We start from the raw sequence: 25,854 nt of genomic DNA, 5'->3' as shown, positions 1-25,854 counted from the left end.
TAAGCAATAAAGAAACCTCTCCCTGGTTTTACTACGTAAAACCGTCCCTCTCCGACGGGCTACGGTGTACACACAAGTCTGAAATCGCTGAAAAACCCAAGGTTTTACCCCACCCTAACCCTCCCCTTGCAAAGGGGAGGGAACTAGATTTTCTATTTCCCCCCAATACATCGCTACCGTGTATACACAAGTCGGATGTAAAGTAGGTGCAGAGGATTTTTGAGAAGCAAAAACTATGGATAATCCAATCTTAATTCACGCTTCGACGACACCAGGAACGGCATTTGGAGACCCAAGGCTGATAAAAAGGGGGCAGCATTATACGAGGCGATTCGTAAGCACCAATCGATAAATATCCGGCAAATAAGTCGAAATTGGGCAGAACAGATGGGTTATTATCGGTTTTTGGAGAATGAAAACGTAACACTATCAGAACTAGTACGTAGCCTTTCGGATGATTGCGAGTTTCATCTGGCAAAACGACACGTATTAGCGATTAGCGATACTAGCGAGATTAACTTGCAGTCTCATGCAGGTAGGCTGTCACCGCCAGGATTAGGAGTAGTAGGCAATAACACAGATGTCGGGTTTTATATCCATCCAACATTGGTATTAGATGGTGAGAGTGGATTTCCACTGGGGTTAAGCACAGTAAAACTGTGGAGCCGAGCTATAAACCATGCAGATAAACATAACTCGTGACTATCAAAATTTACCAATTGAGGAGAAAGAATCTTACAAATGGTTAGCATCGGCAGAAAGTAGTAAGCGATGCTTTGAAGTGGGTGGAGCAAAAATGGTAACTCATATTGGCGACCGCGAATCGGATTTATTTGAGGAATTTGCAACTGTACCCAATAAAAACAATCATTTACTGATAAGAGCTTGCCAAGATCGTCGATTGTTAGGGCGGTCTGAATCACTATTCGACTACTTAAGTCAGCAGCCTTGTGAAGGTACTTATATAATTAACGTTCCCGCAGACTCACGTCGAAAGCGAATGCCAAGAGAAGCAATGCTTATTGTTCGTTGTGGACAAGTTGAGATTCAACGCCCCGATAAATTAGGCGTTTTTGGCTATCCTCCTAGTGTTACCCTTTTTGCTGTTGAAGCTCTGGAAGTCCAACCACCCGCAGGACAAGAACCGATTCATTGGCGGTTGCTGACAACTCACGTTGTTGTCTGCTTGGAACAGGCACTGCGAGTCATTAAGTGGTACGGATGGCGATGGAAGATTGAACAACTTTTTGCCACTCTCAAAAAAGCTGGATTGAATATCGAAGCGACTCAGTTAGAGTCTAGTATTGCAATTCAACGCCTAACAATCCTTGCTTTGTCCGTAGCCGTGCGAACCTTACAAATGGTTGAGGGACGCAATAATACTCAACTTTCTGCCGAGCTTACCTTTTGTCAAAAGCAGCAGCAATGCTTATTAGGACTTCAATCTTCTGTTGAAGGCGATACCAAAAAATTACAAAATCCTTATCCACGGGGTTGTTTGCCCTGGGCTACTTGGATCATTGCTCGACTTGGTGGATGGTCTGGTTATACCTCTGGTAGGCCTCCTGGAATGCCTACCCTTGTTCATGGTTTAAGACAATTTGAATCCATCTTTATCGGCTGGAAACTCGCTCTGGATGGACTTGTGTATACACGGTAGCCTTGGCAAGGGGGGATTAAGGGGGGTAATTCGACTTGTGTGTACACCGTAGCTCCGACGGGCGAGAGGGATACAAATGGAAATTCAAGGAAAGACGAGATTTGTCGAACTCACGTTTATTTAGCTCAGTGTGTATCAGCATGATTAGTATTTATTATTCCCAGACTAAATATGGATACAACAAGCAAACCCATCTCTAACTTTTAGTGTTTCTAGGGTATTGGGGACTGTGAAACTGCGGGAACAAAGACGTACTAGTACATTACGGCGTAAATAAACCACCCATTCCAAATGAATAAAACACTTACGCTGTATTCATTTTTAATTTTTAATTCCGCCTTGCGGTACTAGCGATCGCATTTATCTAATGAGGTATGTTTTGTTGACTAGTAGAATTGATACAAAAGCTTAAAAGCCTTGCTTACAGGTAAAAAAACGGAGTTAGACTAGAATTACAAGGTAACAATCAGAGGAAGATTATGATGAGCGATCGCGACTATACCTTAATCATTGACAAAAGCGGTAGTATGTCTACACCCGACCAAGTGGGTGGTAGAAGTAGATGGGAGATAGCCCAAGAGTCTACTCTCGCTTTGGCAAGAAAGGCCGAACAGTTTGACCCCGATGGCATCACCGTTTACGTTTTTGCTGGTAGATTTAAACGCTACGATGATGTCACCTCAGCCAAAGTTGCACAGATATTTCTCGAAAATGACCCTGCTGGGACGACAAACTTAGCAGGTGTACTTCAAGATGCGCTCAATAACTACTTTCAACGCAAAGCAGCCGGTAAAACCAAGGCAAACGGAGAGACAATTTTAGTCATCACCGATGGTGAACCAGACGATCGCAAAGCTGTGTTTGAAGTGATCATTCATGCGACTCGCCAGATGGAACGTGATGAAGAATTAGGAATTTCGATCATTCAAGTAGGTTCAGATGCCCAAGCAACTAAGTTTCTGAAAGCTTTGGATGATCAATTGCAAAGTGTCGGCGCTAAATTTGATATTTGCGATACCGTCACTTTAGATGACTTAGAAGAAATGAGTCTTGTCGATGTATTGACGAATGCCATAACTGACTAATGTGTTGACCACCTATAGTCCAGTAACTCTTTAACTATTAACTGGAGAATTTAATCATGCTAGAAAATCGTGACTATACCTTGATTATCGACAAAAGCGGCAGCATGGCAACCCAAGATCAAAAGGGTGGTAGAAGTAGATGGTTTGCAGCACAGGAATCTACTTTAGCTTTAGCTAGCAAGTGTGAGCAATTTGACCCAGATGGCATAACTATTTACTTGTTTTCTGGTAAATTTAAGCGGTACGAAAATGTCACATCCAGCATAGTAGGGCAAATTTTCCGAGAAAATGACCCCTCTGGTACAACTGATTTAGCTGGTGTGTTAAAACACGCAACTGATGATTACTTACAACGTAAAGCAGCCGGTCAAACAAAGCCAAATGGTGAAACAATTTTAGTGGTTACTGATGGTGAACCGGACGATCGCAAAGCAGTCATGAGGGTAATTATTGAAGCTTCTCGCCGCATAGATAGAGATGAAGAATTAGCCATTTCCTTCATTCAAGTCGGCACAGATCCACAAGCTACCCGCTTTCTCAAAGTCTTAGACGATGAACTCCAAAGTGCTGGTGCTAAGTTTGATATCTGTGACACCATTACTATGGAAGATATGGAAGATTTGAGTCTATCGGAAGTGCTACTCAATGCCATTAATGACTAGTACAGTTCGGCGGAAATAATCCACGCGTTTTAATATCTAAAACCCTACGCAGTGGTAATTACGTTAGCATAGCGGGGCGTAGCCCATTACAAATTACAAATTACGAATTACGAATTACACAAAGCGGTATTAGCTATACCATTTATTAGGAATTGCAAACATGGATTCCATTGATAAGCTATTAGCTGAACTTCAAACTGAATACAAAGAAGTTCAACCACAACAGCAGCAGTCAAAATCAGCTACAGCAAAATCCTTTATTCCAGCATCGCCAAAGTCAGCATCTTTTATGGATAACCTTTTGGCAGAAGTTAAGGCTGATTTTGCCGAAGAGGATGCTGCTATTGAGTTAAAAAGACAGCAAGAATTAGAACAGGAACAAATTCGACAAGAACAACTCAAAGCCAAACAATTAGAGGCTTTGAAAGTGGAAGCAAAAAAATGGTTAGCAAAAGTAGATCCACTCTCGTCTGAAGGACTTTGGTTTGAAAGGTTTGCTGAAAGTTACTCCTCAAAATTAGAGGCCGCGATTGAGTATTTACGCAACAACGAATAAATTCAAAATTCAAGAACATACAGATAAATCTGCTTGCTCGAATTGAAATTTAGTAAATATTATTTATTCTGTATTAATCAATATTAATGGTGATTTGTTCGAGCTAAATGTTGAATAGCCCATTCATGCATAGCATAGAGAATTGGTTGCAAAGTTTCTCCTAAAGGCGTCAACGAATATTCTACCTTTGGTGGAATTTGGGGATAAACTTCTCGATGAATAATGCCGTCTTCTTCCATTTCTCTGAGTTGTTGGGTTAGCATCTTTTGGGTAACTCCAGGTAAAGACCGTTGCAACTCACCAAACCGTTTGACGCCAGTCATTAATTCTCTAATAATCAAAACTTTCCAGCGTCCGCCAATCACCTTTAAGGTAGTTTCTACTTCACAAGTAAGTCTGAGATGGTTTTCTGCTTCAGCTTTCATAGTTTTTTGTAGGAAATATCTTAAATTGTAAGTGCCTTGAGGGGAGTTGAAAAAGAGGCAAGGAAGTCGGGGTTTTGGGTGATTTGGGTCAAATTATCGAACAGAATTCAGGAGTCAGGAGTCAGAATTCAGAATGAATTATGTATGACTGGCGGATAGCGCCGGCGGCAAGCGAGTCTTCTCCCAAGGGGAGACGCCAAGGGCGAAGAGCGTCACGAGCGTCTTGATTCTGAATTCTGAATTCTGAATTCTGCATTCTTCTTCAATTTGAATGATTTTTGTCAAAGTTTTAGGGGAAGGCTAATTTGAAAGGTGGAGCCTTGACCTAGAGTACTATTTACAGTAATTTGCCCTCCGTATCGTTGCACAATTTGTTGAGCGATCGCAAGTCCGAGTCCAAAGCCGCCTGTTTGCCGAGATCGGACAGTATCTACACGATAAAAACGATCAAATATATGTGGCAAATCACTGGATGGAATGCCAATCCCGTTGTCTTTGACCTGAATTACCGCAGAGTGAGACTGGGTAAAAAGATACAATTGTATCTTACCGTCTGCTGGTGTGTACTTGAAGGCATTAGTTAGTAGATTAATTACAGCTTGTTTGAGCAAATTAGCATCGGCTTTTAACATGATGGGATGCTCTGGAAGGTGAGCATCGAAATTGAGATTTTGGGCGGGAGCTTGGGTGGCGAACTCCTGGGTAAGCGATCGCAATATCTCACACAAATCAACAGGTTTTAATCCGGTTTCTGCAAGGGAGCCATTATGACGCGACAGGAAAAGCAGATCATTGATCAACGTACTCATGGACTTAGCAGTTTGAGCGATATTTTGCAACCGCAATCTTTGCTCCACGGGGTCTTCGGGGGGCATCAGGGCAACTTGGGCATTGCTCAATACCGTAGCAACGGGTGCGCGTAATTCATGAGAAGCATCGGCTGTAAATTGCTGCAATTGCTGATAAGCACGAAGGCTTGGCCGCATTGCCAATCCGCCCAAAAACCAACCTGTAATGCCTATTACACCAAAAGTCACAGGAACCCCAAAAGTTAAAAACAAGCGGGCTTGGTTTAGTCCAACGCGTAGAGAGTTCATTGGAACTGCCGTTTGGAAATAGCCAATTAGCACCTTACCTTCCAAAACAGGGAGTGTAACTTGGCGAACCCAGGTTTTTGTAGTAGGTAACTCTGAGCTTATTGGTGCTTCTATCGTTTGAAATCCGGGTTCTGCGGTCAACTGTTTGCCACCCGATGAACCAACAAACTGCAAAAGTTGTTTATTAGAGTTATACCACCGCGCATACATTAGCCCGCCATTCAATGATACACCGCTTTCTACAGGAGTCTGGCCGCGCTGATTTCGCCATTGACTTTGATAAAGCGAGTATTGGGTTTTGACGGCAAAGGCTTTACTTTGTGAAAACAGTTCGTCATCAAAAACCCGCAACTGTTCTTCGACACTCAGACAATAGCCCACCCCTGCAAAAGCGAACAAAATTCCACCCATTGACAGGGCAAACCAGTGAGCGAGATTACGACGGCTATGATCAAACATTTGTCATTTGTCATTTGTCATTTGTCATTTGTCATTTGTCATTAGTTTTTCCTTCTCTGCTCCCCTGCCCCCTGCTCCCCTGCCCCCTGCCCCCTGCCCTCTGCCCTCTGCCTCCTAACGGCTTAGAAAGGCGGATTTATTCGATAGCCCATCCGATGGACTGTTTCTATCCAATCTTTGACACCAATGGTTTGTAGGCGCTGGCGCAAGCGGCGAACTAAGGTAGTGACTGCGTTACTTTCTGGTTCCTCTCCGTAGCTCCAAAGGGCTTGCTCAATCTGGTTATGAGATAATACTTGGCGGGGATGACGCATTAAATACTCCATCAATTGAAACTCCCGGCTAGAAAGTTGAGTTGTCAATGAACCAAGTTCGAGCGTCAAACTGGATAAATGAAGTTGCAAATCGCCCAAGCTAAGTATATCTCCTTGCCACATAGGCGATCGCCTTCCTAGTGCCCGGACTCGTGCCAATAACTCTAGAACATCTATAGGCTTTACTAAGTAATCATCGGCTCCAGCATCTAAACCCATTACTTTATCTAAAACCGTGTCTTTTGCCGTCAGCATCAATACAGGAGTCAGCTTACCTGCGCGTCGATATACTTGACACAATTCTACGCCACTGACTTTAGGCAACATCCAATCTAGAATCAGTAAGTCATAGTCTTTGCGAAAGGCAAACCATTGTGCTGTTTCCCCATCAGCGATCGCATCGACTGTATGCCCCACCTTCAATAAGGCTGCCCGCAGTGGCTCTAACTGCGATGTGTCATCTTCGACTAGTAAGATCAACATCCTATTTGCTCAGGTTGCCGTAATTTTTCCTTGCTAATTTTAGATTAAGGTAAAAGGATAACGCAAAAGTGACGGGAAACACTCAACCTGATACCTTCCATGCAGCAACTTCAATTTTTTCAAGCGTTGCGATCGTTAGGCTTTGTGTTTTGGTTGTCCTTGCCGTTGATTGGGTTAGTTTTTTGGCTGGGAAGCGGCTTTGTTGGAGATCGGATTTTAAGTCACTCCAATCTCACCAAAAAATATCTGCTAGCAGATACCCAATCGGCACGACAGATTATGAAAAGGATAGTAGCGATTAAAGTGGAAGTTCTCCCCGAAAAAGGAATTTCACGGGTGAACGTTAAAACCAACAACTCAGTTCTCACAAGGATAGTATTTGAATTTCCAATCACAGATATAAGCCAACTTGAAGCCGCTCTTAGTCAAGAGTTAGGTTTACCGCGCGATCGCGTTAAAGAACTAATAGTTGAGTCAAAGCAGTAGGAAACTTTTTGACCAATGACCAATGGCTAATGCCCCATACCCAATGCCCAATGCCCAATGCCCAATGCCCAATTCCCAATGCCCAATGCCCAATGCCCAATTCCCAATGACTATCCTTGACATTTCTTTGTCATATTTATGCAATAAACTACAGAAAAGGTAACGTAAATTTACTTTTATCTAAAAATAATTGACTGTTGATAGCGAACATTGGACTATTCATTGTTCACTTTCAACGGTTAATAGTTAGTACTTAACCCTCAGTAGCCCACCGTTAATCGCTATGGATACTTCTGAAACTGAAGTTTCAAAGGTTGAAACCCAATCAGATAGTTCTGTGCCTTCTGAGTTAGCACCGACTCGTTCAGGTAAACCTTGGTTCTGGAGATTGCTGATTCTATTTCTAGCAACCGGTGGCATTATCTTATGGCGGATGTTCGCTCCTGGTGGCGCACCACGCTCCTCTGTTGCACAACAACAGGGGCCACCTCCAAAACCAATTGAAACAATCTCCCTCGCAACTGGAAGTGCTACAAGAAGTGTCCAGTTGTTGGGACAAGTAGAAGCAACTCAGCAGTCAACAATCCGCGCTCAAACTGGTGGAATTGTCAAGCAAATTTCGGTGCAACCAGGCGATCGCGTCAAAATAGGAATGGCGATCGCTTTACTGGATGATACCGATCAGCAATTGGCAATTACCCAAGCACGAGCGCAACTGGCACAACAACGGAGCAATTTGGCACGTTTGGAAGTCGGTACTCGTCCTGAAATCATTGCTCAACGGCAAGCGGCTGTCACATCTGCGAAGGCGCGAGAACTGGAAGCACAGGATAACCTGAAACGCACCAGCGATCTTGTGAAAGAGGGTGCTTTATCTCAAAGATTGTTAGTGGAAGCCCAAGCACAATTGAATAATATTCAAGGAGAACGGTTAGAAGCCGAGGCAGAACTTGCCGAAGCGAAAGCTGGGCCGATTCAAGAAGAAATTGCCGCTCAACGGGCAAATGTAGAAGCAGCTAAAGCCAGTTTAGCTCAAGCAGAATTAGCACAGCAGCGCACGCGGATTCTGGCATCGGAATCGGGGATAGTGCAGACTCGTCATATCAGCAATGGTGATTTGGTACAAAGTTCTGGTGAAATTGTCACCTTAGTAGCAGGCGATCGCTTCGACATTTTCCTAGAGTTACCTGAAGAACTCAGTGGTAAAGTTACCCCAGGGATGACAATCGATCTCACAACTCGCGCCCTACCGCAATGGAAACAACGCTCCACTATTACTGCTGTAGTCCCTTCTGCCAATACAGCCTCTCGTCGCCAGATGGTGCGTGTCCAAATTAACAAACCCCCGTCAGGATTAATACCAGGAATGGCGATCGCAGGCAACTTAAATATGCCCTCGAACCGCTCCAGCTTTGTGGTATCACGAGATGCCTTAACCAGAAGACAAAACGAGTGGCTAGTTTTTGCAGTTGCAGATGGCAAAGCTAAACAAATTCCAGTCGAGATGGTTTCTGACATGGGTAAAAATGTCGCAATTTATCATCCCACTTTACGCACCGGTCAACGCATTGTGCTACGTGGCGGTGATGGATTGCAAGATGGTGCGCCTGTAAAGATAGTTGATCCAACTTGAAACAATTCGCAATTCGCAATTACGTTTTGTGGCTGGTATTTAAACCCCCAAAGTTGGTTAAAACATAGGTTGTACTACTCCATAGACTTCTTGCAGAAGTTGGTTAAAGAGGAAGAATCGTCTCTTTCTCCTTTAACCTTTCCTTCAAAAGACTCGAAACCCAGTTTAAATATGATTTTCTGAATTACCAATTAATATGAACTTTATTGAAACCGCCGTTCGTTGGCGACATGGAACTTTTGTTTTGTTTTGCTTGCTGGCAATGTTCGGGGTATTCTCCCTACTAAAGTTACCCCTAGAATTGCAACCAGGAGGCGATCGCCCGGAAATTACTATTACAACTACCTATCCCGGTGCAGGGCCAACAGAAGTAGAAGACCTAATTACCCGCCCCATCGAAGAACAAATGGAAGAGGTGCTAGGTGTCCAAGAAATTACTAGTACCTCTCGTGCTGGACGCAGCAGCATCACCTTGGAATTTGCTCAAGATGCCAACGCCAGAGAACGGATGGTAGATGTTCTCAACCGCTTGCAGCAGGTGGGAAGCTTACCGCCAGAAGCGCAGGAATCGAGTGTGGAACTGGTAGGTGGTAACAGTTCTCCGATGATGTGGATTCCGTTTGATACCAAAGACGGATTTCAACCGGATGCAGACCGTTATCGAGATTTAGCAGAAGAAGTAGTAATTCCCCGTTTGCGGCGAGTCGAGGGAACTGGACAATTTTTGTTAGTAGGTGGACAAGAACGAGAAGTTGAGGTGAAGGTTGATCCAAAAGCATTAAGCGATCGCAACCTTGCAATTGGTGATGTTGTCCGAGTTCTTCAAGAAAACAACCGCGATATTCGGGGTGGGCCATTAATTCTCGGACGACGGGAATATCGAGTCCGTACAATCAGCCGATCGCAAGATTTATCGCAAATTGAAGGTTTTGTGTTGCGACGCGATCAATCGGGCACTGTTTACTTGCGAGATGTAGCAAAAGTCCAGATGGGACGCAAACCCCAAGATGGTGCGTTGGTGTTCAACGGCAAACCTGGGGCAGCAGTCGGTGTAATTCGGCAAATTGGGGCGAATGTGCCAGAGGTGGCTAAAGGCATTCGGGCGGAAATTGCGGCACTGCAAACTGAGTTTGACAAGCAAAATCAAGGCATTCGCTTTGTCTACAACTATGATGAGAGCCAGTACATCAATCAATCCATTGAATTTGTCCAAGGCAACTTAGTTAGTGGGGCACTGTTAGCAACCATTGTCTTGATTCTGTTCCTTGGTTCCATGCGTACCGTTGCAGTCGTGGCAATCACAATTCCCATTACACTGATTATGGTGTTTATTGTCATGTCTGCATTTGGACGCACATTAAACATCATCAGTTTGGCGGGATTGGCGTTTGCAGTGGGTATGGTCGTAGATAATGCGATCGTCGTGATTGAGAATGTCTTCACCCACATGCAGCAAGGTAAAAGTGCGATGCGGGCAGCCATTGAAGGTACTCAAGAAGTTTGGGGTGCAATGCTTGGTTCCACCTTAACCAACGTAGTGGTCTTTGTACCCTTGTTAATGGTGACGGGTGAAGCTGGGCAACTCTATGCTGATATGGCGATCGCTCTTTCTGCCTCTTCTTTATTCTCCCTGTTTGCGGCATTAACTTTAGTCCCAATGCTATCGGGATTGTTCCTCAAGCAATCGGAAGCCATGCAAATGATGGAGGGTGGTGAATATCGGGGCGGTAATTGGTTTGAACGGATGGTGGCTAAAACCTCTGCGGTGTTTCGTCATTTCCAAACCAAACTGGAAAACTTTCTCGTCGCTACTGTTAGTTGGTCACTGGGACGTAAGCGTATTGGGCGCAGATTAATTGTGCTGGCGATTCCGATTGTTTTACTCGTGACTAGTATTTTTCTCTTACCACCTGCCGATTATCTACCCGAAGGAAATCGTAACTTAGTGGTGTTGCGGGCGGAACCTTTGCCTGGAACCAGTATACCCGAAGCGATTCGGCAATCGGAACCTGTACAAAAATTTCTGCGATCGCAACCAGAAGTTGAGCGCATCATGTATGTTGACCGTCCAGGAGCATTACGCGGTATTGCAACTATTTTAAAACCAGAATTTGCCACCACTACGGGACTGGCTGATATGGTGGATCGGTTACGCGCCCAAAGTAGTAACTTTGCTGGATACCGCTTCGTCATCCCAACGCGGATTTCTATATTCCGCGATCCGGGGAAAGAATTTGAAGTCGATATTGTTGGGGCTGATTTAAACCAAATTGGTGACTTAGAAAAGCAAATTACCGGCAAATTGCGATCGCTTGCTGGGGTGCAGAATGTCCGCTCAAACTTTGTCTTGGGTGCGGGTGAATTGCAAGTGATTCCCAACCGCGAACGCATCGCCGAAGTAGGACTTTCGGAAGCGGAAATTGGTTCAATGGTAGAAGCAGCATTGGGCGGTCGAGTTGTTTCCAATTACATTGATGGCAAAGAAGAACTAGATGTCTCAGTGGAACTGCAAAATACTGCTGTGGAAACGCCAGAACAACTGCGCCAATTGCCTCTATATGCACAAGGACGACAAGTGCAACTGGGCGATATCGCCGAAATCCGTGAAACTACGGGAGCCGATGCCATTAACCACGTTAATTTAGAGCGCTCAATTAGCCTCACTGTCTCCCTTGCACCAGATGCCCCCCTTGCTACCCTGGTAGAACGTGCCGAAGAAGAAATTCTGACTCCTCTGCGTGCGAGTTTACCAACGGGCTATCGCTTAGAACTAGCAGGTTCAGCAGATCAGTTGGCTACAACTGTTGGTCAATTAGCTGCTGCATTTGCAATTTCGATTTTGATTACTTACTTGTTACTGGTGGCGTTATATCGCTCATTCCTTTACCCAGTGGTAATTATGGCCACAGTGCCGATGGGTATGAGTGGCGCACTCTTGAGTCTAGTAATTGCCAACATGATTCCGGGAATGAATGTGGCATTGGATATGATTACAGCGTTGGGATTCGTGATTCTGACGGGTGTGGTTGTGAACAACGCCATTCTACTAGTCGATCGCGCCTTGCAACTCCAGCAAGCAGGTGAGGATTATGATGCATCCTTATATAATGCGACAAGCGATCGCTTACGGGCAATTTTTATGTCTGCTGGAACTAGTGTCTTGGGGATGTTACCGCTAGCAGTTCTACCCGGACAGGGTTCAGAGTTATATCAGGGATTAGGCATTGTCTTAACAGGTGGTCTGGCTTTTTCTACTATTTTGACACCTACTGTTGTACCCGCACTTATGGGTTTACTACATGATATCTCTGGACGTAAATCGCCGCGATCGCCATCTGCAAAAAAACCAGACAAACTAGCTACTAACTAGTACAACACGGCGGAAATAAACCAATCATTCCAAATCAGCGAAACCCTTATGCTGTATTCATTTTTAATTTTTGATTTTTAATTCCGCCTTGCGGTACTAGGGTATTCACCTTCTGGAAAACCAGCATATCTAAATGTTGATCTCATTCCCATGCAGAGCATTATAAAGCCTTACCTTTCCCCTTTCCCCTTTCCCCTTTAACCTTTAACCTTTCCCCTTTCCCCAGACCTGCGTCTCTGCGTGAGACAAATCCATATTTCACGAGCCAGCACTACAAAATCTATTCTGACTTCTGACTCCTGACTCCTGAATTCTCATTTCATTTGGTACTTGAGCCACAAACTGAACATCACCTCGTTTATCTACTACCCATCCTTGAGCCTCGATAATTGGCTGTTGATTTTCAGTTAAAGTTGGTTTTGCTTGGGCGTCTGTTTCGTTTTCTATCCCTTCATCCAGTGTCACCCATTGGGTAATAACTCCCCTTGGACGCAATGGTTGACTGGGACTTAAAGGCATTCCTCCACGTCCGGTGATAACAAAACTATTGCTTTGCCCACGTCTAGGAGTGCAGCCTTGAGCGATTTGCTGTGAAGCATCAACTAAATTTACAGGTAACTCCACTAATCCCCGACTGGGGTCAACATCGGGTGTGTTAAGTTCTATAGTGCCACTCAATTCTGGAGTTTTACCTCTAGCAGTAATGTCACTTTCGGAAGTACGTTCATTCCGCAACTGCGTGCCGAAGATGCCGATAGCTTTTATTCTCACCCGACCGCCACGAAAGTCATCAGAGGTGGCTGTGATATCGCTATTTTCAGCTGCGGCTAAGAATTTAGTGTCAATATTAACATCGCCACCAATCACATTTTCGCCAGTAGCGTTAGCAGTAATGTTGCTATTACGACGCAACAAAATTAAGTCTTTTACACGTAGGTTAATAGTTGCCTGTGGTTGATTGGGGTCAGTGTTAACGCTGCGAGTGTCACCCGTCAAAGTGCCATTGTTCAAACGAACAGAACTCGCATCGATAGTTAAATTTCCGGCATTCCCTGTTCCTTGACTTCTAACAAACACTCCAGCTCTATCTTCAATCAAAAGCTCACGGGTGTTCATCGTCAGATTTCCAGCCGTTCCACTTGAACTGAATTCAGCACTAGTAGATATACTACTGGCTCTGCCGATAGGAGATTGACCACTCAGTTGCACAGTATCGGCTTTGATAGTCAAATTTCCTCCTTTGCCTGCACCCAATGTAGCAGTATTTACCTGTGCCCCATCTCGAACAAGCAACTCACCAGTGCTAATCGTCATGTCTCCCGCATCTCCGGTTGAACTTTCGGTAGCTTGAGTACTCAAGAAACTGCTACCTCGAACACCAACGGTAGGGTTGCCAAACGCTTGCACTGTGTCTGCTTTTACATTCAAATTCCCTCCTTTACCCGCACCAAATGTAGCAGTAGCTACCTGTGCCCCATTTTGAATCAGCAACTCATTAGTGGTAATGTTTAAGTTTCCGGCATTTCCGGTTGAGCCTGCTTCAGCACTAGCACTGATGCCGCTGCGCCGACCATTGACATCGCGATCGATGACTTGTATTTTATTGGCTGTGATAGTTAAATTCCCGCCTTTGCCTGCACCAAATGTACCAGTATCTACTGCTGCCCCATTCTTAATCACCAACTCACCAGTATTAATTGTCAAGTCTCCCGCATCTTCTGCACCAAATGTAGCAGCACTTACTAGTGCATAATCTTGAAGGAGCAATACAGGAGTATTAATTGTTAAGGAACCTGCCTTTGCTCCTCCATCAGTCTCAGTAGATAAGACGGTAGGAAATGGAAAATCAGGGTCAGTGCCAATTAATTGCACCGACTCTGAGGCATTTATAGTCAAATCTCCTCCCGAACCCGTGCCAGAGACTTGAGTTATTACAGATGCTCCTTCCTGTATAATTAATCTTTGGACATTAATGCTGATATTTCCACTGGGTGCTGAGGTGAAAGTACTAGCTCTGACAACAGAGGTTCCTTTCACGTCTAACTCTGAAGCTTGGATAGAGATTGCGCCACGCTCTTGTTGACTCTGAATATTGCTGCCTCTTTCAATAGCAATATCTACAAAACTTCTAATGATTTGAATATTTCCCAAGTTGTTGGCATTCTGATAATTTAACGTCCAGCCTTGGTTTGTTTGGTTGAGATTGACCTGATTAACTCCAGTGACACTACCTAATTCAATTCTTCCCCCTGGAGCATATAGAAAAGCACTATCTATTGTGACATTACCGCTTACAAGAGCTAAAGTTTTACCTAAAGGTACTCTCAGTCCCAGCCCCTCATCTCGGCTTCTGACACCACCAATCCCCTGCACGCGAATATCTCCAGGATTCTCCCCAAATTGCAAGCCGATGGGAGCATTTATTGTTAATAAGGGTGTTTTTTGTGGAGCCGTTGCACTAAACTCAAAGCCATCAGCAAATTTCAAGCTATTAGCAGTGCTGCCGACAAAGGAACCGCCAATATTTAACCGTGCATTCTGCCCAAAAATAATTCCATTAGAATTAATTAGAAATAGATTGGCTGTACCGTTAGCGCGGATTAATCCGTCAATGTTAGAAACTGAGCCACCTGTTACCCGACTAATAATATTTTGAATATTGGTAGCATTATTAAAGAAAGCTGTATCGCCAGTGGGCACAGAAAACTCTTGAAAACTGTGAAAAAGATTACTTCCGGTTTGAGTTCCTCCCTCAATAATACTGGTGTTACCGTCTCTTGTAACATTGGAATTATTTGAGAGAGTAGTATCTGGGGTAATTTGGGCAAGTGAGTAATTTGACCAAAAAACTGTGACGCTACTTATAGTAATTCCTAGTCCTTGCAGCCAATAGATTTGTTGCATATTTTATCCCCAGCTTGAAAACACGGAGTTTTTAGCCAGCGTTCTTAATAAAAACCTTGTTTAACAATTGTCTCTTAAGCTGAAACTAAAATTGCATCGACCTGCACCCAATACGGTTTGGTTAGGGCTTTTTGATGAAAATTCTCAATCACAAAGACGCGATAAATCGCCGTCTCTACAATAATCAATCCTTTGTCTTGACGGCGATTTATCGCGTCTCTTGGCTTAACGCTCTTTGTTGCATCGGTCTGCACCTTAGTTGCATCGACCTGCACCTTAGTTGCATCGGTCTGCACCTTAGTTGCATCGACCTGCACCTTAGTTGCATCGGTCTGCACCTTAGTTGCATTGACCTGCACCTTAGTTGCATCGGTCTGCACCTTAGTTGCATCGACCTGCACCTTAGTTGCATCGACCTGCATTCGTTTATCTGACAGACTTCAAGCTTTCCGCTTTATCCACCAAGAAATCAGTGAAGATACTCATAACAGTACGTTGACGCAATTTAATATTGCCATTAATGGACATCCCTGATTGCAATGGAATTTGGCGTTGATTAGTAATCAGTAAATTTTGTCCGTTGAGGCGTACCTTTGCTGAAAAACGCCAGAAATTATAAACTTGGTCTGGAGGTAAAGCATCAGAGCCAATCTCAATTAATTCGCCTTTAATATCACCATACTCCTGAAAAGGAAAGGAATCAATTCTCACATCTACTTGTTGCCCTTCTTGAACAAAGCCGATATCGCGGTTGGTGATATAAACTTTAGCAACTAAGTTATCACTAGGAACAAGTTTGAGAATCGGTTCGCTGGAGTTGACGACAAACCCTGCTGCTTGAGCTTTGAGTTCAAAGACAGTTCCATTTACAGGTGCAGTAATTTTCTGGTATTTGAGAGTTTGTTGTGCTTGAGCTAACTTGCTGTCAATCTCACCAATTTGACTATTAATCTCATAAAGTCGTTTCTGATTTTCAATAATTACTTTGGTTAATTGACTGTCAATTTCGGCTATTCTTTTATCGTTATCTGTAATTTTGGCTAGTAAGTCTTCTTGAGACACCGCCGCAGTATTTATAAATTTCTCATTTGTTTGAGCAACTGTTAACTGTAATTTATGCTTTTCTTGAGTTAGGCGAATCACTTCGGCTTGTTTCAAATTTACCTCTTGTTCCTGCCTCATGATCTGCATCTTGGGGTAAGCACCTTCTTTCTCTAAAGTTTTCAGATTTTGGTAAATTTGACGATTAATGGCTAGCACATCTTGAGCGCTGTTTAATTGTGCCTGTGTTTGAAGTACTTGCTGTTGTGTTTGTTGAGTCTCTAATTTAGCTGTTGCCAAGCGCGATGTTAACTCTTTTTGGCGATTTTGCAAGCGTAACTGTTGCTCTTGGTTGAGAGTTACTCCAGTAGTTGTGCCGTTTAATTGGGCGCGATATAATTCGTTTTCAGCAAAAATAGCAACTCGATTTTTAGTTAATAAAGCTAGTTCTGGTTGAATTTTTAAAATAGTTGTTTGCTGTGCTACTTGCTGCTGTGAAATATTGCCTTGTAGCTGACGGCGATAGAAGTTGTTTTCTAATTCTAAAGACTGTTTTGATTGCAACTGAGCAGCACGGCTTTGTTTCAATGAAGTTAGTTCAGCAGCAGAAGTTGTTTGTTCTAGGCTGATGAGGATTTCACCTTTTTTGACTCGCTGACCATCTTTAACTAGAATCTCTTTAACTACACCGTTAACTGGGGCTTGAATTTCTTTAACTGCACCCTGTGGTTCTAGTTTACCAGTAGCATGGACTGATTCTTCAATTTTGAACACTGATGCCCAAATTACTGTGAAGGCGCTAACTCCAACAATAGTCCAAGCGATCGCTCTTGACCAAGTAGGAGTTTGTTGTAAAAGAACTGGTTGATCGAATTGAATGTTCATAATAAATGGGAATGGGGCATTGGGCATTGGGCATGGGGCGTGAAAAATGACTAAACCTGCGCTTCTTGTTGTTGATACAGACAGTAGTAATAACCTTTACGCGCCATTAATTCTTCATGAGTGCCTTGTTCTACTACGGCACCTTGTTCCATCATGAGAATGACATCGGCATTGCGAATTGTGCTGAGGCGATGAGTGATGAAAAATACTGTTTTGCCTTCAAAAGCTGTTGCTAAGTTGCGGCAAACTTGAGCTTCGGCGTTGTAGTCTAGGGCGCTGGTGGCTTCATCAAGGATGAGCAATTGGGGGTTTTGGAGGACTGTACGAGCGATCGCTACTCTCTGTCTTTGTCCCCCAGAAAGCCCAGCACCACGCTCACCTACACGGGTGTTATAGCCGCTTGGCAAGTCCATAATAAAGTCGTGGGCAAATGCTATCTTCGCAGCGGCAATAATTTCCTCATCACTGGCTTCAGAACTTCCCAAAGCAATGTTTTCCCGCACTGTCCCGTCAAATAATAAGGTATCTTGTAGCACCATGCCAATTTGACGGCGTAAGGAATAGAGTTCGACTTTGCCGATATCATAGCCATCAATCAAGATTTTGCCAGATTTGGGTTCGTAAAGCCGGGGTAGCAATTTTAGCAATGTACTTTTGCCAGAACCGCTTTGTCCAACAATGCCAATAAAAGAGCCAGCGGGTAAATCTAAATTGATATTGGAAAGTTGTAACGCCCCGTGTTCGCGGAAGCTGAAACAAAGATTTTCATAGCGGACATTACCTTGAATGCTAGGCATGAGAATATTTTGTGTCTCTGTTTCCGTTTCTTGAGGAGAATCTAAAATCTCAGCAAGGCGTTGCAGAGATAAAGCTGTTTCTTGGAAGTTCTGCCAAAGTTGCATCAAGCGTAATAGCGGACTAGTTACATAACCTGCAAGGATGCGGAAAGCGATGAGTTGTCCGAGAGTGAGTTGTTGATTGAGGACGAGATAAGCGCCTACCCACAGGACTAACATACTGGAAAACTTGTTGAAGAAACTGCTAAAAGAACTGGCAGTAGTTTGGGTAGAGACTGTTTTGAAACCAGCGCTGATATAACGAGCATAACGTTCTTGCCATTGCCAACGCGATCGCATTTCTAAATTTTGCGCCTTGACTGTCTGCATCCCTCCCATCACTTCTACTAAGTAAGATTGAGTTTCAGCATTGCGTTCGGCTTTTTCTTGTAATTGTCGCCGCATTAAAGGCGATACTATCAAGTTAAGCAAGCCAAACAACGGTACTGTTACCAATGCTACTAAGGTAAGAATTGGACTATAAAATGCCATGACCACAATGTAGACTACAGAAAACACTGCATCCATCACCACAGTTAAGGCTGTACCAGTCAAGAAAGAGCGAATATTTTCTAATTCATGAATGCGCGTTGCCAATTCCCCCACAGGATGACGCTCAAAATAAGATAATGGCAGACGCAACAAATGATTAATCACCTCTGAACCAAGGGATAAGTCAATACGATTTGTTGTATCCACAAACAAATGTGTGCGAACTGTGGTTAGTATGGCTTCAATGACCGCTACTACTAACAAAAATATCCCAAAAACTTCCAAAGTATCAGGGCTATTACCAACTAATACTTTATCAATAATTACTTGTGTGACTAAAGGATTTACCAGCCCAAAAATTTGAATTACAATCGAAGCAACTAGCACTTCAATCAGTACTTTGCGGTGGCGTTTGATTGCAGGTACAAACCAACTCAAATTAAACCGCGACTTGGGAGTATTTTTAGTAGTTTGCAGGAGTAAAACTTCTCCTTCTTGTCCCCAGCTTTCTGCAAAGTCTCGCAGTTTATAGCGCAACAATCCCATCTCTGGAACAGCAACAAGTAACTCTTGGTTGCTATTTTTGTAAATAATTGCAAAACTATCTTGCCAAGCAATCATTATTGGTAATTGCAAGCGACTAACCGCAACGGCGGGAACTTTTACCATTTGCGTTGTTAATCCCATTAATTCTGCCGCGGCTGCACAAAATTGTAGAGATATACTACCTTTGTGTTCCTGTTGCTTTGTCAGAACTCGCCGCAATACATCTCGACGCAAGGGAATATTAAAGTACTGACTCAACATGACAAAGCAAGCTAAAGAACCATCTAACGGGCCTCTACCTCGAAAATAAGGATACTTCTTTTGTTTAACTTGGGTGGTTGATTCCTCTGTAATGGTAATTTCGCAAGCGTAGGGAATCTCTGCGGGTAAAAGTGCTGTAGATGTGGAATTTTCTCCAAATAAAGACTTCGGTAACCCCACTAAACGCATACTTGTATTAAATTTCAACGTGGGATTAACATCATCCAATTCTAGGCAACTCCCTACAGGAAATTCTGGATTAAAATTACTACTGACTAACCATAATAATTCTGAATCTAATTGGTTGTGAGATATTTTACGTGCAGGGAATGTTTGAATAACAGCAGCTTCCGTTGCAGCTTGAGCAAGCTTAACTAAATTTTTGCTCCCATCTGCGCGACGGTTGAGTTCTTCTGTGAGGAGTTCGTATACCTCTAAAAGTGTAATCTGCTGATGCAAGGCTTGAGTAAAAGCTGACTCTTGCTTGAGTAATGTGAGAAAATCAGCAATGGGTAGATTAATCGTGATAACTTCAGTAGAAGCGATCGCGGTTTCACATGCAATCCCCCGCACATAACTTAACCAACCCAAAACTTCTCCTGGCGAAAGCAGCTTGAGTGTCACAGGATTCGGTTTGTGAGCATTGTACCCTAACAATCGAGCTTGCCCTTCATAGATAATACTAATTTGAGTAGGCATAGCTTCTTGAGTTACTATCACCTGTCCAATGCGGTAGCGTAAAAATTGCGCCTGACTCAGCCAATTTTCCAAAATACTTTCTGGCAAGTTATTAAATGGAAACAAACTTGCAATCAATTCTTGAAGATTTACTGTTGTATTTTTCATCTCTTACTTCGCGCTCTTTGCGTCCTTCGCGGTTCGTTCACTATTACTATGCAACTTCTCGCACCTGGTCAGATTTAGTATTAATTCCCATCCAGATTTTTTCCTCTGGCGACAATTTATTTAATTGTTCTTGAAACCAAGCTTCAAAATTTTCTTGCAGTAATCTTTGGCGCATAAAATCATCTAACTGTGCAGAAATTACTTTTTCCACACGCACAATCAGCCATGAATTTCCAAAAGCTACGGGTGGTTGAACAACGCCGACTTGACTTGTGTAAAGTAGTTGAGCAAAATTCGGAGTAATACTACCAAGTTCCACTGGGCCGATAATGCCACATCTATCAGCTTCCGAACCTTGAGAATATTCTCGTGCCAATTCAGCAAAGGAATCTTCTCCTTCTGCTATTCTGAAGAATAGCTCGTTGACAATACTTTTGTTTTCAGTTTGAATCAAAGAATAAATAACTCGATCTAAATATCTTTTGCGTTTGAGGAAATAGGATTCTAATTGATGTCCCCAAGTTATTTTTTTAAACTTTTCTACTCTCAGCTTTCGGGTTGCCAAAAGTTCTAATTGTTCTGGAGTCAAACCGTAACGCAAGCACCAATCTTCAATTTTTTCTGGACTTGTCAAATCCCAATGCTGATAAAATTGCTCTAGGGCATGAGATATTTCTGCTTGTGTGCAGGTGATTGGTGCGATTGCTAATTCGATAATGCTCTGAGATAACAATTGTGGAATCAGGTTGTAACTAGCCAAAAAAGGGATAATTTCTTTAGGTATGTTGGCATAGCCCAACCCAGGCATCGCGCCACTTATTTGTAAAACTTTACTCATATTTGTGGAAATATTTTATCCGTGTAGTTATAAAATTGAGGAATGCAAGCGGCAAAGTTCAGGTAAAGTTCTGTACCGCTTGCAAGATTTCTGTCTTGAAAGCATTGCCTGACAATGCTTTCAAGTACCACTTACCAATGTTAAGCCTCAGGGGTAGTGAAGTGGTCAAAAGTCAGGTCGTAGCCAGTATTGCCAGTAAATTGCTGAACTTGCAAGAAGTAGTCACCAGATTGTCTAATGTTAGAAATTACATCAGCCGTAGTACCACCTCTAGTAGAACGTGCAATTTCCTCGCCTGCATCAACAATGCGATTGTTGTTAAAGTCTCGAATCAGTCGAATATCAGCATCAGCTAGGAGTCTGTTCAGCGTAATATTGACACCTTCAAATGTTCCTAGAGAGAACTGGTAAGTATCTGTGGTGTCGCCATCATTGATTAAACTAGAGCGACTAACATCGGCAGACAAATTACCAAGTTCAAATTCTCTAGGTAAAAGATTGCTGAAACCAGCTGTTGAATTGGGTGTAGTCGCAGACACAGCAAAATCGTAACTTACAGTGCCGGAACTACCAGGAGCAAAGCGACGGACTTGGGCAAAATAAGTCCCTGTATTTTCTCGATCATTAATAGACTCATCTCTGTTGCGAGAATTAGCGGAAGAATTCACCAGTTGGTCGCCGGAATCAAAGATACCGTTACCGTTGTCTCGAAAAAGTAATAACTCGGCATCATCACCAGCGCTGATATCTGTCAGAGACAAATTAATGTTTTTAGTACCACTAATTTGAAACTTAAAGACATCAGTGGGATCGGATGTAGTTAAACTGAAATTGTTTCTCACAACAGGGGTAGTGCCTACTGTACCAAGATTAAAAGTAGCCATTTTTTTCTCCTTTAGTTAGGGTGTTGATAGTAATTTGGTCAAGTTAACAACAGCAGATATAATTTTTGTCTGGGTTTCAGCACAAAGTAATCTGCAATTGAATTTCAGGATTTGAGAATGCAACAAGTAAAGTAAAGACTGTTTAGTATGAGTATTTGGGAACTCATATTATCTTCAGCAATTAGTTGTCACACTTATCCATACGTGGGATATTGAAGTCTATGCAAACTTCAGCAAAAAAATTGCTGAAGTAGTCAAAAACCTATTGAGAGCAGCACAAAAAACTTTCGATAAATACAGGGAGTGGGGAGTGGGGAGTAGGGAAAATAAATTTTCATTACTCCGTGTGAGTCCAACTTATGGAGTCTCTTGCATTGATAGTAAAGATAAACAGCAACAAGGAAAGAGTAGAATGTGGAACGCCTTCCCTTTATCTCGGTATCTCCTGCTATTGCTAGTCACAGCATTTATTTTTGTTACCGTTTCACCTGTGTTAAGAGCATCTCATGCAGTTGATTTGCCAATTGGACATTTTTATAGGCCAGAAGAAAGCTTAAAAGATTTAGGAGAACAGGGAAAAGCACTGTATGAAGCAGGAAGGTTAGTAGAAGCGCAACAGGTTTTACAGAAGGTCTTTCAAGAATATAAAGCGTTGGGAGACAAGCTGAGGCAAGCGGTAACGTTGAGTAATCTTGCCTTGGTTTATCAACAGCGTGGGATGTTTGCCGAAGCAAATACGGCAATTAATGACAGTTTGCAACTGCTAGGTACTCAAAACTCAAAACAATACTTGCACGTTCTTGCTCAAACCCTGGAAATTCAAGGGAGTATACAATTGGAGCAAGGACAAGCCCAACAGGCATTACAAACTTGGCAACAAGCTGAGGCAGAATATACTGCAACTAGCGATGTCTACGACGAGCTACGCCAACGCAGTGCTATCAACCGCAGTCGGATTAATCAAGCACAGGCGTTGCAGGTAATAGGATTCTACCGTCGTGCCTTAACAATGTTGACTCAAGTCAGTCAAAATTTACAATCTCAACCAGATTCGCTCACCAAAGTTATAGAATTGCGATCGCTAGGAGATGCACTCCAATTAACTGGAGATTTAGAAAAATCCCGTGAAGTTTTACAACAAAGCTTACAAACTGCCCAGAAATTGCAATCTGTTCCAGCAATCGGTGCAGCATTCCTCAGTTTGGGCAATACTTCTAGAATTGCCGAAGATTATCAAAGTGCGATCGCCTTTTATCAACAAGCAATAGCTAAAACTCCTTCATCTCTTACCAAAGTCCAGGCACAAATAAATCTTCTGACTATCCTATTAGATACACAACAGTGGAAAATTGCCCAACCTCTCTTAAAGCAAATTCCTACTGAGTTAGATAGTTTGCCACTCTCTCAAGTAGCAGTTTATGCCAGAATTCATTTTGCTCAAAGCTTGATAAAACAGCAATCTGCCAATGACTCAAAAGATTTTGCTGCTAAAATGCTCGCTAAAACAACAAAGCTAGCACAAGTACTTGGTGATAAACGAGCAGAATCTTATGCGATCGGAACTCTGGGAAAGCTGTATGAACAGGATAAACAGTGGTTGAATGCCCAAAATCTGACACAGCAAGCACTTAAGTTAGCTGAATCTGTAAATGCACCAGATATCGCCTACAACTGGTATTGGCAACTAGGACGCTTGTTAAAACAGCAGGGAGATACCAAAGGAGCGATCGCAGCTTATGATGCTGCTGTTAATGAGTTACAAGCTCTCAGAAATGACCTAGTTGGAGTTAATCGAGATGTACAATTTTCATTTAAGGAAAGTGTAGAACCTATTTATCGTGAATCAGTAGCATTGCTTTTATCGCCAGGAGAGCAAAGCGAACAAACATTAGATAAAGCACGCCAGCGAATTGAAGCACTTCAATTAGCAGATTTAGATAATTTTTTTCGGGAAGCCTGCTTAAATGTCACAAAGGTTTTATTAGATGAAGTAGTAGATAGAGATAATCCTACATCTGCCGTTATTTATCCGATTATTCTGCCAGAAGAATTACAAGTCATTGTCAAAATTCCTCAGCAGCATTTGCGACGCTACTCAGTAAATAAATCTCAAGTTGAAGTAGAAAAAACTTTAGGGGAACTGCGGCAGTATTTGACTGAACCAGACAGAATAGAGGAAGTTAAAATACTTTCTAAGCAAGTATATAGTTGGTTGATTCAACCAATCGAGTCTGAGTTACAAGATAGTAATGTCAATACTTTAGTTTTTGTATTAGATGGTGCATTGCGAAATGTACCAATGGCAGTATTATATGATGGCAAACAATATTTAGTTGAGAAATATGCTGTTGCTTTAAATTTGGGATTGCAACTACAAAAACCCAATTTTTTAGCACAAGAAAATTTGCAGGTTCTTGCTGGAGGATTGGTACAACCTCCATCCCAATTTCGACAATTTCCGCCTTTACCAGAAATCAAATCTGAGTTTAACTTGATTGCAAAAGCAGGGATAGCAACCATAAAACTTTTAGATCAAGATTTCACTAGTAAGGCATTAGAAGGAAAGATTAACTCTACTCCATTTAATGTTGTTCATCTGGCAACTCACGGACAGTTCAGTTCTCGTCCTGAAGATACATTTATTTTGGCGACGGATGGGCCAATTAATGTTACTGACTTTGATTTACTATTACGCCGTCGAGATGAAATATACTCACAACCCTTAGAACTCCTCGTTTTAAGTGCTTGTCAGACAGCAGAGGGAGACAATCGGGCCACACTGGGGTTAGCAGGAGTTGCTGTGCGTGCAGGTGCAAAGAGTACAATAGCAAGTCTATGGAATGTTGGCGATCGCTCCACTGCAATTTTAGTTGGTGAGTTTTATCGTGAGTTAGTTTCTGCCAAAGTTACAAAAGCAGAAGCTCTGCGTCGCGCTCAAGTAACCCTTTTACAAAAGTATCCAAACTACAGCCGTCCAGGGTATTGGGCTGCTTATGTTCTCGTTGGTAACTGGTTGTAGATAAGAGCACGAGGCAGAGGGCAGTCTTGCTTCTGCCTCGTGCCTCCTGAAAGTTAGTAATTATTATTCATTAACTATTTTAAATATTTTTACTATCTGCTTAACTGTCTTAAGTGTCTTAACTGTCCGCTTAACTGTCTTAAGTGTCTTAATTGTCCACTTAACTGTCTTAACTGTCCATTTAACCGTCTTATACTGCTATTGCATTTTATTGATAAAACTGAGATTATCTGTTTAATTAGATGACTACAAAAACAATAAATAGAGAAAAATTTTAGTTTTTAATTAGGCTAAATAGATTTTATTGCCCTTGGTAATGTTTAACTAGTATATAAGGAATTGAGGTTGATTAAAATGGACGAAATCGTTAAAAAACTTGCTGGTCTGGGTCTTCCTGGTGTCATTCTGGTGATTCTAACGGTTACATCAGGAGGTAGCTCTGCCGCAGTAGCAGCTGCCATTACAGCGTTAGGAGGGCCTTTTGGCATAGTTGGAGGTATAGCCCTACTTGGTCTGATAACAGTTGTAGGGGATGCTGTAGCAGGATACGGACTTGAAGCCATTGTTAATGCTATTTATAAAGAACGTAGCAAAACCGAATCTGTTCAAGTTCTTCTTCAAGAAATTAAAGATTTACCAATTTCAGATGAGCTAAAACTCAAACTGAAAAATGAACTTAGCCCAGAAAATTTTACTGAGACACAAGAGATTTAGATTCCAAAAACAGTTTAAGTTCATCTCAACTAAGTTTGAAGATAATTTATTTATAGAGTTTCCTAATTGACATGAGGTACATAATAATTCCCTTCTCGCTTGCGGGTGGATTTATTATACCTCGCTCAAGCAATAAGTACTATTGTCTATAGCTAATTTCATGCTCATAAGAGCGAGAATTATCTTCGTGTAAAAGCTAGCTGTTAGCCAGAGAAAACTGTTTAATACCTCTAATCATAACACTGCTACAGGGAGCAAGTTAATCTAAGCTGGGAAATATATTTCTTTGATTATCAAGGCTCTGTTTTCACATTATTGGTATTTTTATAACTAAAGATTTTCAGGATTTTAAGGAATT

The 25,854-nt window shown here is 42.5% G+C and carries 18 protein-coding genes and 1 pseudogene; 9 read left to right on the top strand and 10 right to left on the bottom strand.

Going from position 1 to position 25,854, the window contains the following annotated elements:
- Positions 1–330: 330 nt before the first annotated feature.
- The 4 genes and pseudogenes from HUN01_RS03205 to HUN01_RS03190 all read left to right on the top strand — a co-directional run bounded on the left by HUN01_RS03205 (position 331) and on the right by HUN01_RS03190 (position 3,963).
- Positions 331–1,660 (top strand): annotated as a pseudogene (locus HUN01_RS03205) (IS4 family transposase).
- 479 nt (positions 1,661–2,139) lie between these two features.
- Entirely contained in the window at positions 2,140–2,745 is a 606-nt protein-coding gene (locus HUN01_RS03200; protein WP_181930054.1) for a vWA domain-containing protein, read from the top strand.
- A 56-nt stretch (positions 2,746–2,801) separates the two neighbouring features.
- Positions 2,802–3,407, top strand: coding sequence for a vWA domain-containing protein (locus tag HUN01_RS03195; protein ID WP_181930053.1), 606 nt, complete (start codon positions 2,802–2,804; stop codon positions 3,405–3,407).
- 160 nt (positions 3,408–3,567) lie between these two features.
- Positions 3,568–3,963 carry a salt stress protein, Slr1339 family gene (locus HUN01_RS03190; protein ID WP_181930052.1) on the top strand — a complete coding sequence of 132 codons (396 nt, stop codon included), beginning with the start codon at positions 3,568–3,570 and terminating at the stop codon, positions 3,961–3,963.
- An 83-nt stretch (positions 3,964–4,046) separates the two neighbouring features.
- Here HUN01_RS03190 and HUN01_RS03185 read toward each other — a convergent pair whose 3' ends face one another.
- The 4 genes from HUN01_RS03185 to HUN01_RS03175 all read right to left on the bottom strand — a co-directional run bounded on the left by HUN01_RS03185 (position 4,047) and on the right by HUN01_RS03175 (position 6,741).
- Positions 4,047–4,388, bottom strand: coding sequence for a winged helix-turn-helix transcriptional regulator (locus HUN01_RS03185; protein ID WP_181930051.1), 342 nt, complete (start codon positions 4,386–4,388; stop codon positions 4,047–4,049).
- Positions 4,389–4,509: 121 nt separating this feature from the next.
- Positions 4,510–4,644, bottom strand: a complete 135-nt coding sequence (locus tag HUN01_RS35935; RefSeq protein ID WP_257798098.1) for a hypothetical protein — start codon at positions 4,642–4,644, stop codon at positions 4,510–4,512.
- Between the two features lie 25 nt (positions 4,645–4,669).
- A complete protein-coding gene (locus HUN01_RS03180) occupies positions 4,670–5,944 on the bottom strand; it encodes a sensor histidine kinase (protein WP_181930050.1) in 1,275 nt (424 codons plus the stop codon).
- A gap of 122 nt (positions 5,945–6,066) precedes the next feature.
- Positions 6,067–6,741, bottom strand: coding sequence for a response regulator transcription factor (locus tag HUN01_RS03175; RefSeq protein ID WP_181930049.1), 675 nt, complete (start codon positions 6,739–6,741; stop codon positions 6,067–6,069).
- Between the two features lie 99 nt (positions 6,742–6,840).
- On the opposite strand from HUN01_RS03175, the gene HUN01_RS03170 reads away from it, so the two are divergent.
- The 3 genes from HUN01_RS03170 (at position 6,841) to HUN01_RS03160 (ending at position 12,230) form a co-directional block, all read left to right on the top strand.
- Positions 6,841–7,227 carry a hypothetical protein gene (locus HUN01_RS03170; RefSeq protein WP_181930048.1) on the top strand — a complete coding sequence of 129 codons (387 nt, stop codon included), beginning with the start codon at positions 6,841–6,843 and terminating at the stop codon, positions 7,225–7,227.
- A gap of 283 nt (positions 7,228–7,510) precedes the next feature.
- On the top strand, positions 7,511–8,860 hold the full coding sequence (locus HUN01_RS03165) for an efflux RND transporter periplasmic adaptor subunit (protein WP_181930047.1): 1,350 nt from the start codon (positions 7,511–7,513) through the stop codon (positions 8,858–8,860).
- 196 nt (positions 8,861–9,056) lie between these two features.
- Entirely contained in the window at positions 9,057–12,230 is a 3,174-nt protein-coding gene (locus HUN01_RS03160) for an efflux RND transporter permease subunit (RefSeq protein WP_181930046.1), read from the top strand.
- A gap of 258 nt (positions 12,231–12,488) precedes the next feature.
- Here HUN01_RS03160 and HUN01_RS03155 read toward each other — a convergent pair whose 3' ends face one another.
- The 6 genes from HUN01_RS03155 to HUN01_RS03130 form a co-directional block, all read right to left on the bottom strand.
- Positions 12,489–15,134: a two-partner secretion domain-containing protein gene (locus HUN01_RS03155; RefSeq protein ID WP_181930045.1), complete on the bottom strand. Its 2,646-nt coding sequence runs from the start codon at positions 15,132–15,134 to the stop codon at positions 12,489–12,491.
- A gap of 74 nt (positions 15,135–15,208) precedes the next feature.
- The gene (locus tag HUN01_RS03150; RefSeq protein ID WP_181930044.1) at positions 15,209–15,556 is read right to left on the bottom strand and encodes a hypothetical protein; all 348 of its coding nucleotides are present in this window, start codon (positions 15,554–15,556) and stop codon (positions 15,209–15,211) included.
- 4 nt (positions 15,557–15,560) lie between these two features.
- Entirely contained in the window at positions 15,561–17,060 is a 1,500-nt protein-coding gene (locus tag HUN01_RS03145; RefSeq protein ID WP_181930043.1) for a beta-barrel domain-containing protein, read from the bottom strand.
- A 50-nt stretch (positions 17,061–17,110) separates the two neighbouring features.
- Positions 17,111–20,041: a peptidase domain-containing ABC transporter gene (locus tag HUN01_RS03140; protein WP_181930042.1), complete on the bottom strand. Its 2,931-nt coding sequence runs from the start codon at positions 20,039–20,041 to the stop codon at positions 17,111–17,113.
- A gap of 46 nt (positions 20,042–20,087) precedes the next feature.
- Positions 20,088–20,879 carry a peptidylprolyl isomerase gene (locus tag HUN01_RS03135; protein WP_181930041.1) on the bottom strand — a complete coding sequence of 264 codons (792 nt, stop codon included), beginning with the start codon at positions 20,877–20,879 and terminating at the stop codon, positions 20,088–20,090.
- 140 nt (positions 20,880–21,019) lie between these two features.
- Complete coding sequence (locus tag HUN01_RS03130; protein WP_181930040.1) at positions 21,020–21,763, bottom strand: PPC domain-containing protein; 744 nt, start codon at positions 21,761–21,763, stop codon at positions 21,020–21,022.
- Between the two features lie 412 nt (positions 21,764–22,175).
- Here HUN01_RS03130 and HUN01_RS03125 point away from each other — a divergent pair, with 412 nt between their 5' ends.
- Positions 22,176–24,782, top strand: a complete 2,607-nt coding sequence (locus HUN01_RS03125; RefSeq protein ID WP_181930039.1) for a CHAT domain-containing protein — start codon at positions 22,176–22,178, stop codon at positions 24,780–24,782.
- 354 nt (positions 24,783–25,136) lie between these two features.
- Positions 25,137–25,496 carry a hypothetical protein gene (locus HUN01_RS03120; RefSeq protein ID WP_181930038.1) on the top strand — a complete coding sequence of 120 codons (360 nt, stop codon included), beginning with the start codon at positions 25,137–25,139 and terminating at the stop codon, positions 25,494–25,496.
- Positions 25,497–25,854 lie beyond the last annotated feature (358 nt).

This window comes from Nostoc edaphicum CCNP1411 (assembly GCF_014023275.1).
Taxonomy (GTDB): Bacteria; Cyanobacteriota; Cyanobacteriia; order Cyanobacteriales; family Nostocaceae; genus Nostoc; species Nostoc edaphicum_A.
This window is presented reverse-complemented; position numbering and strand designations above follow the sequence as displayed.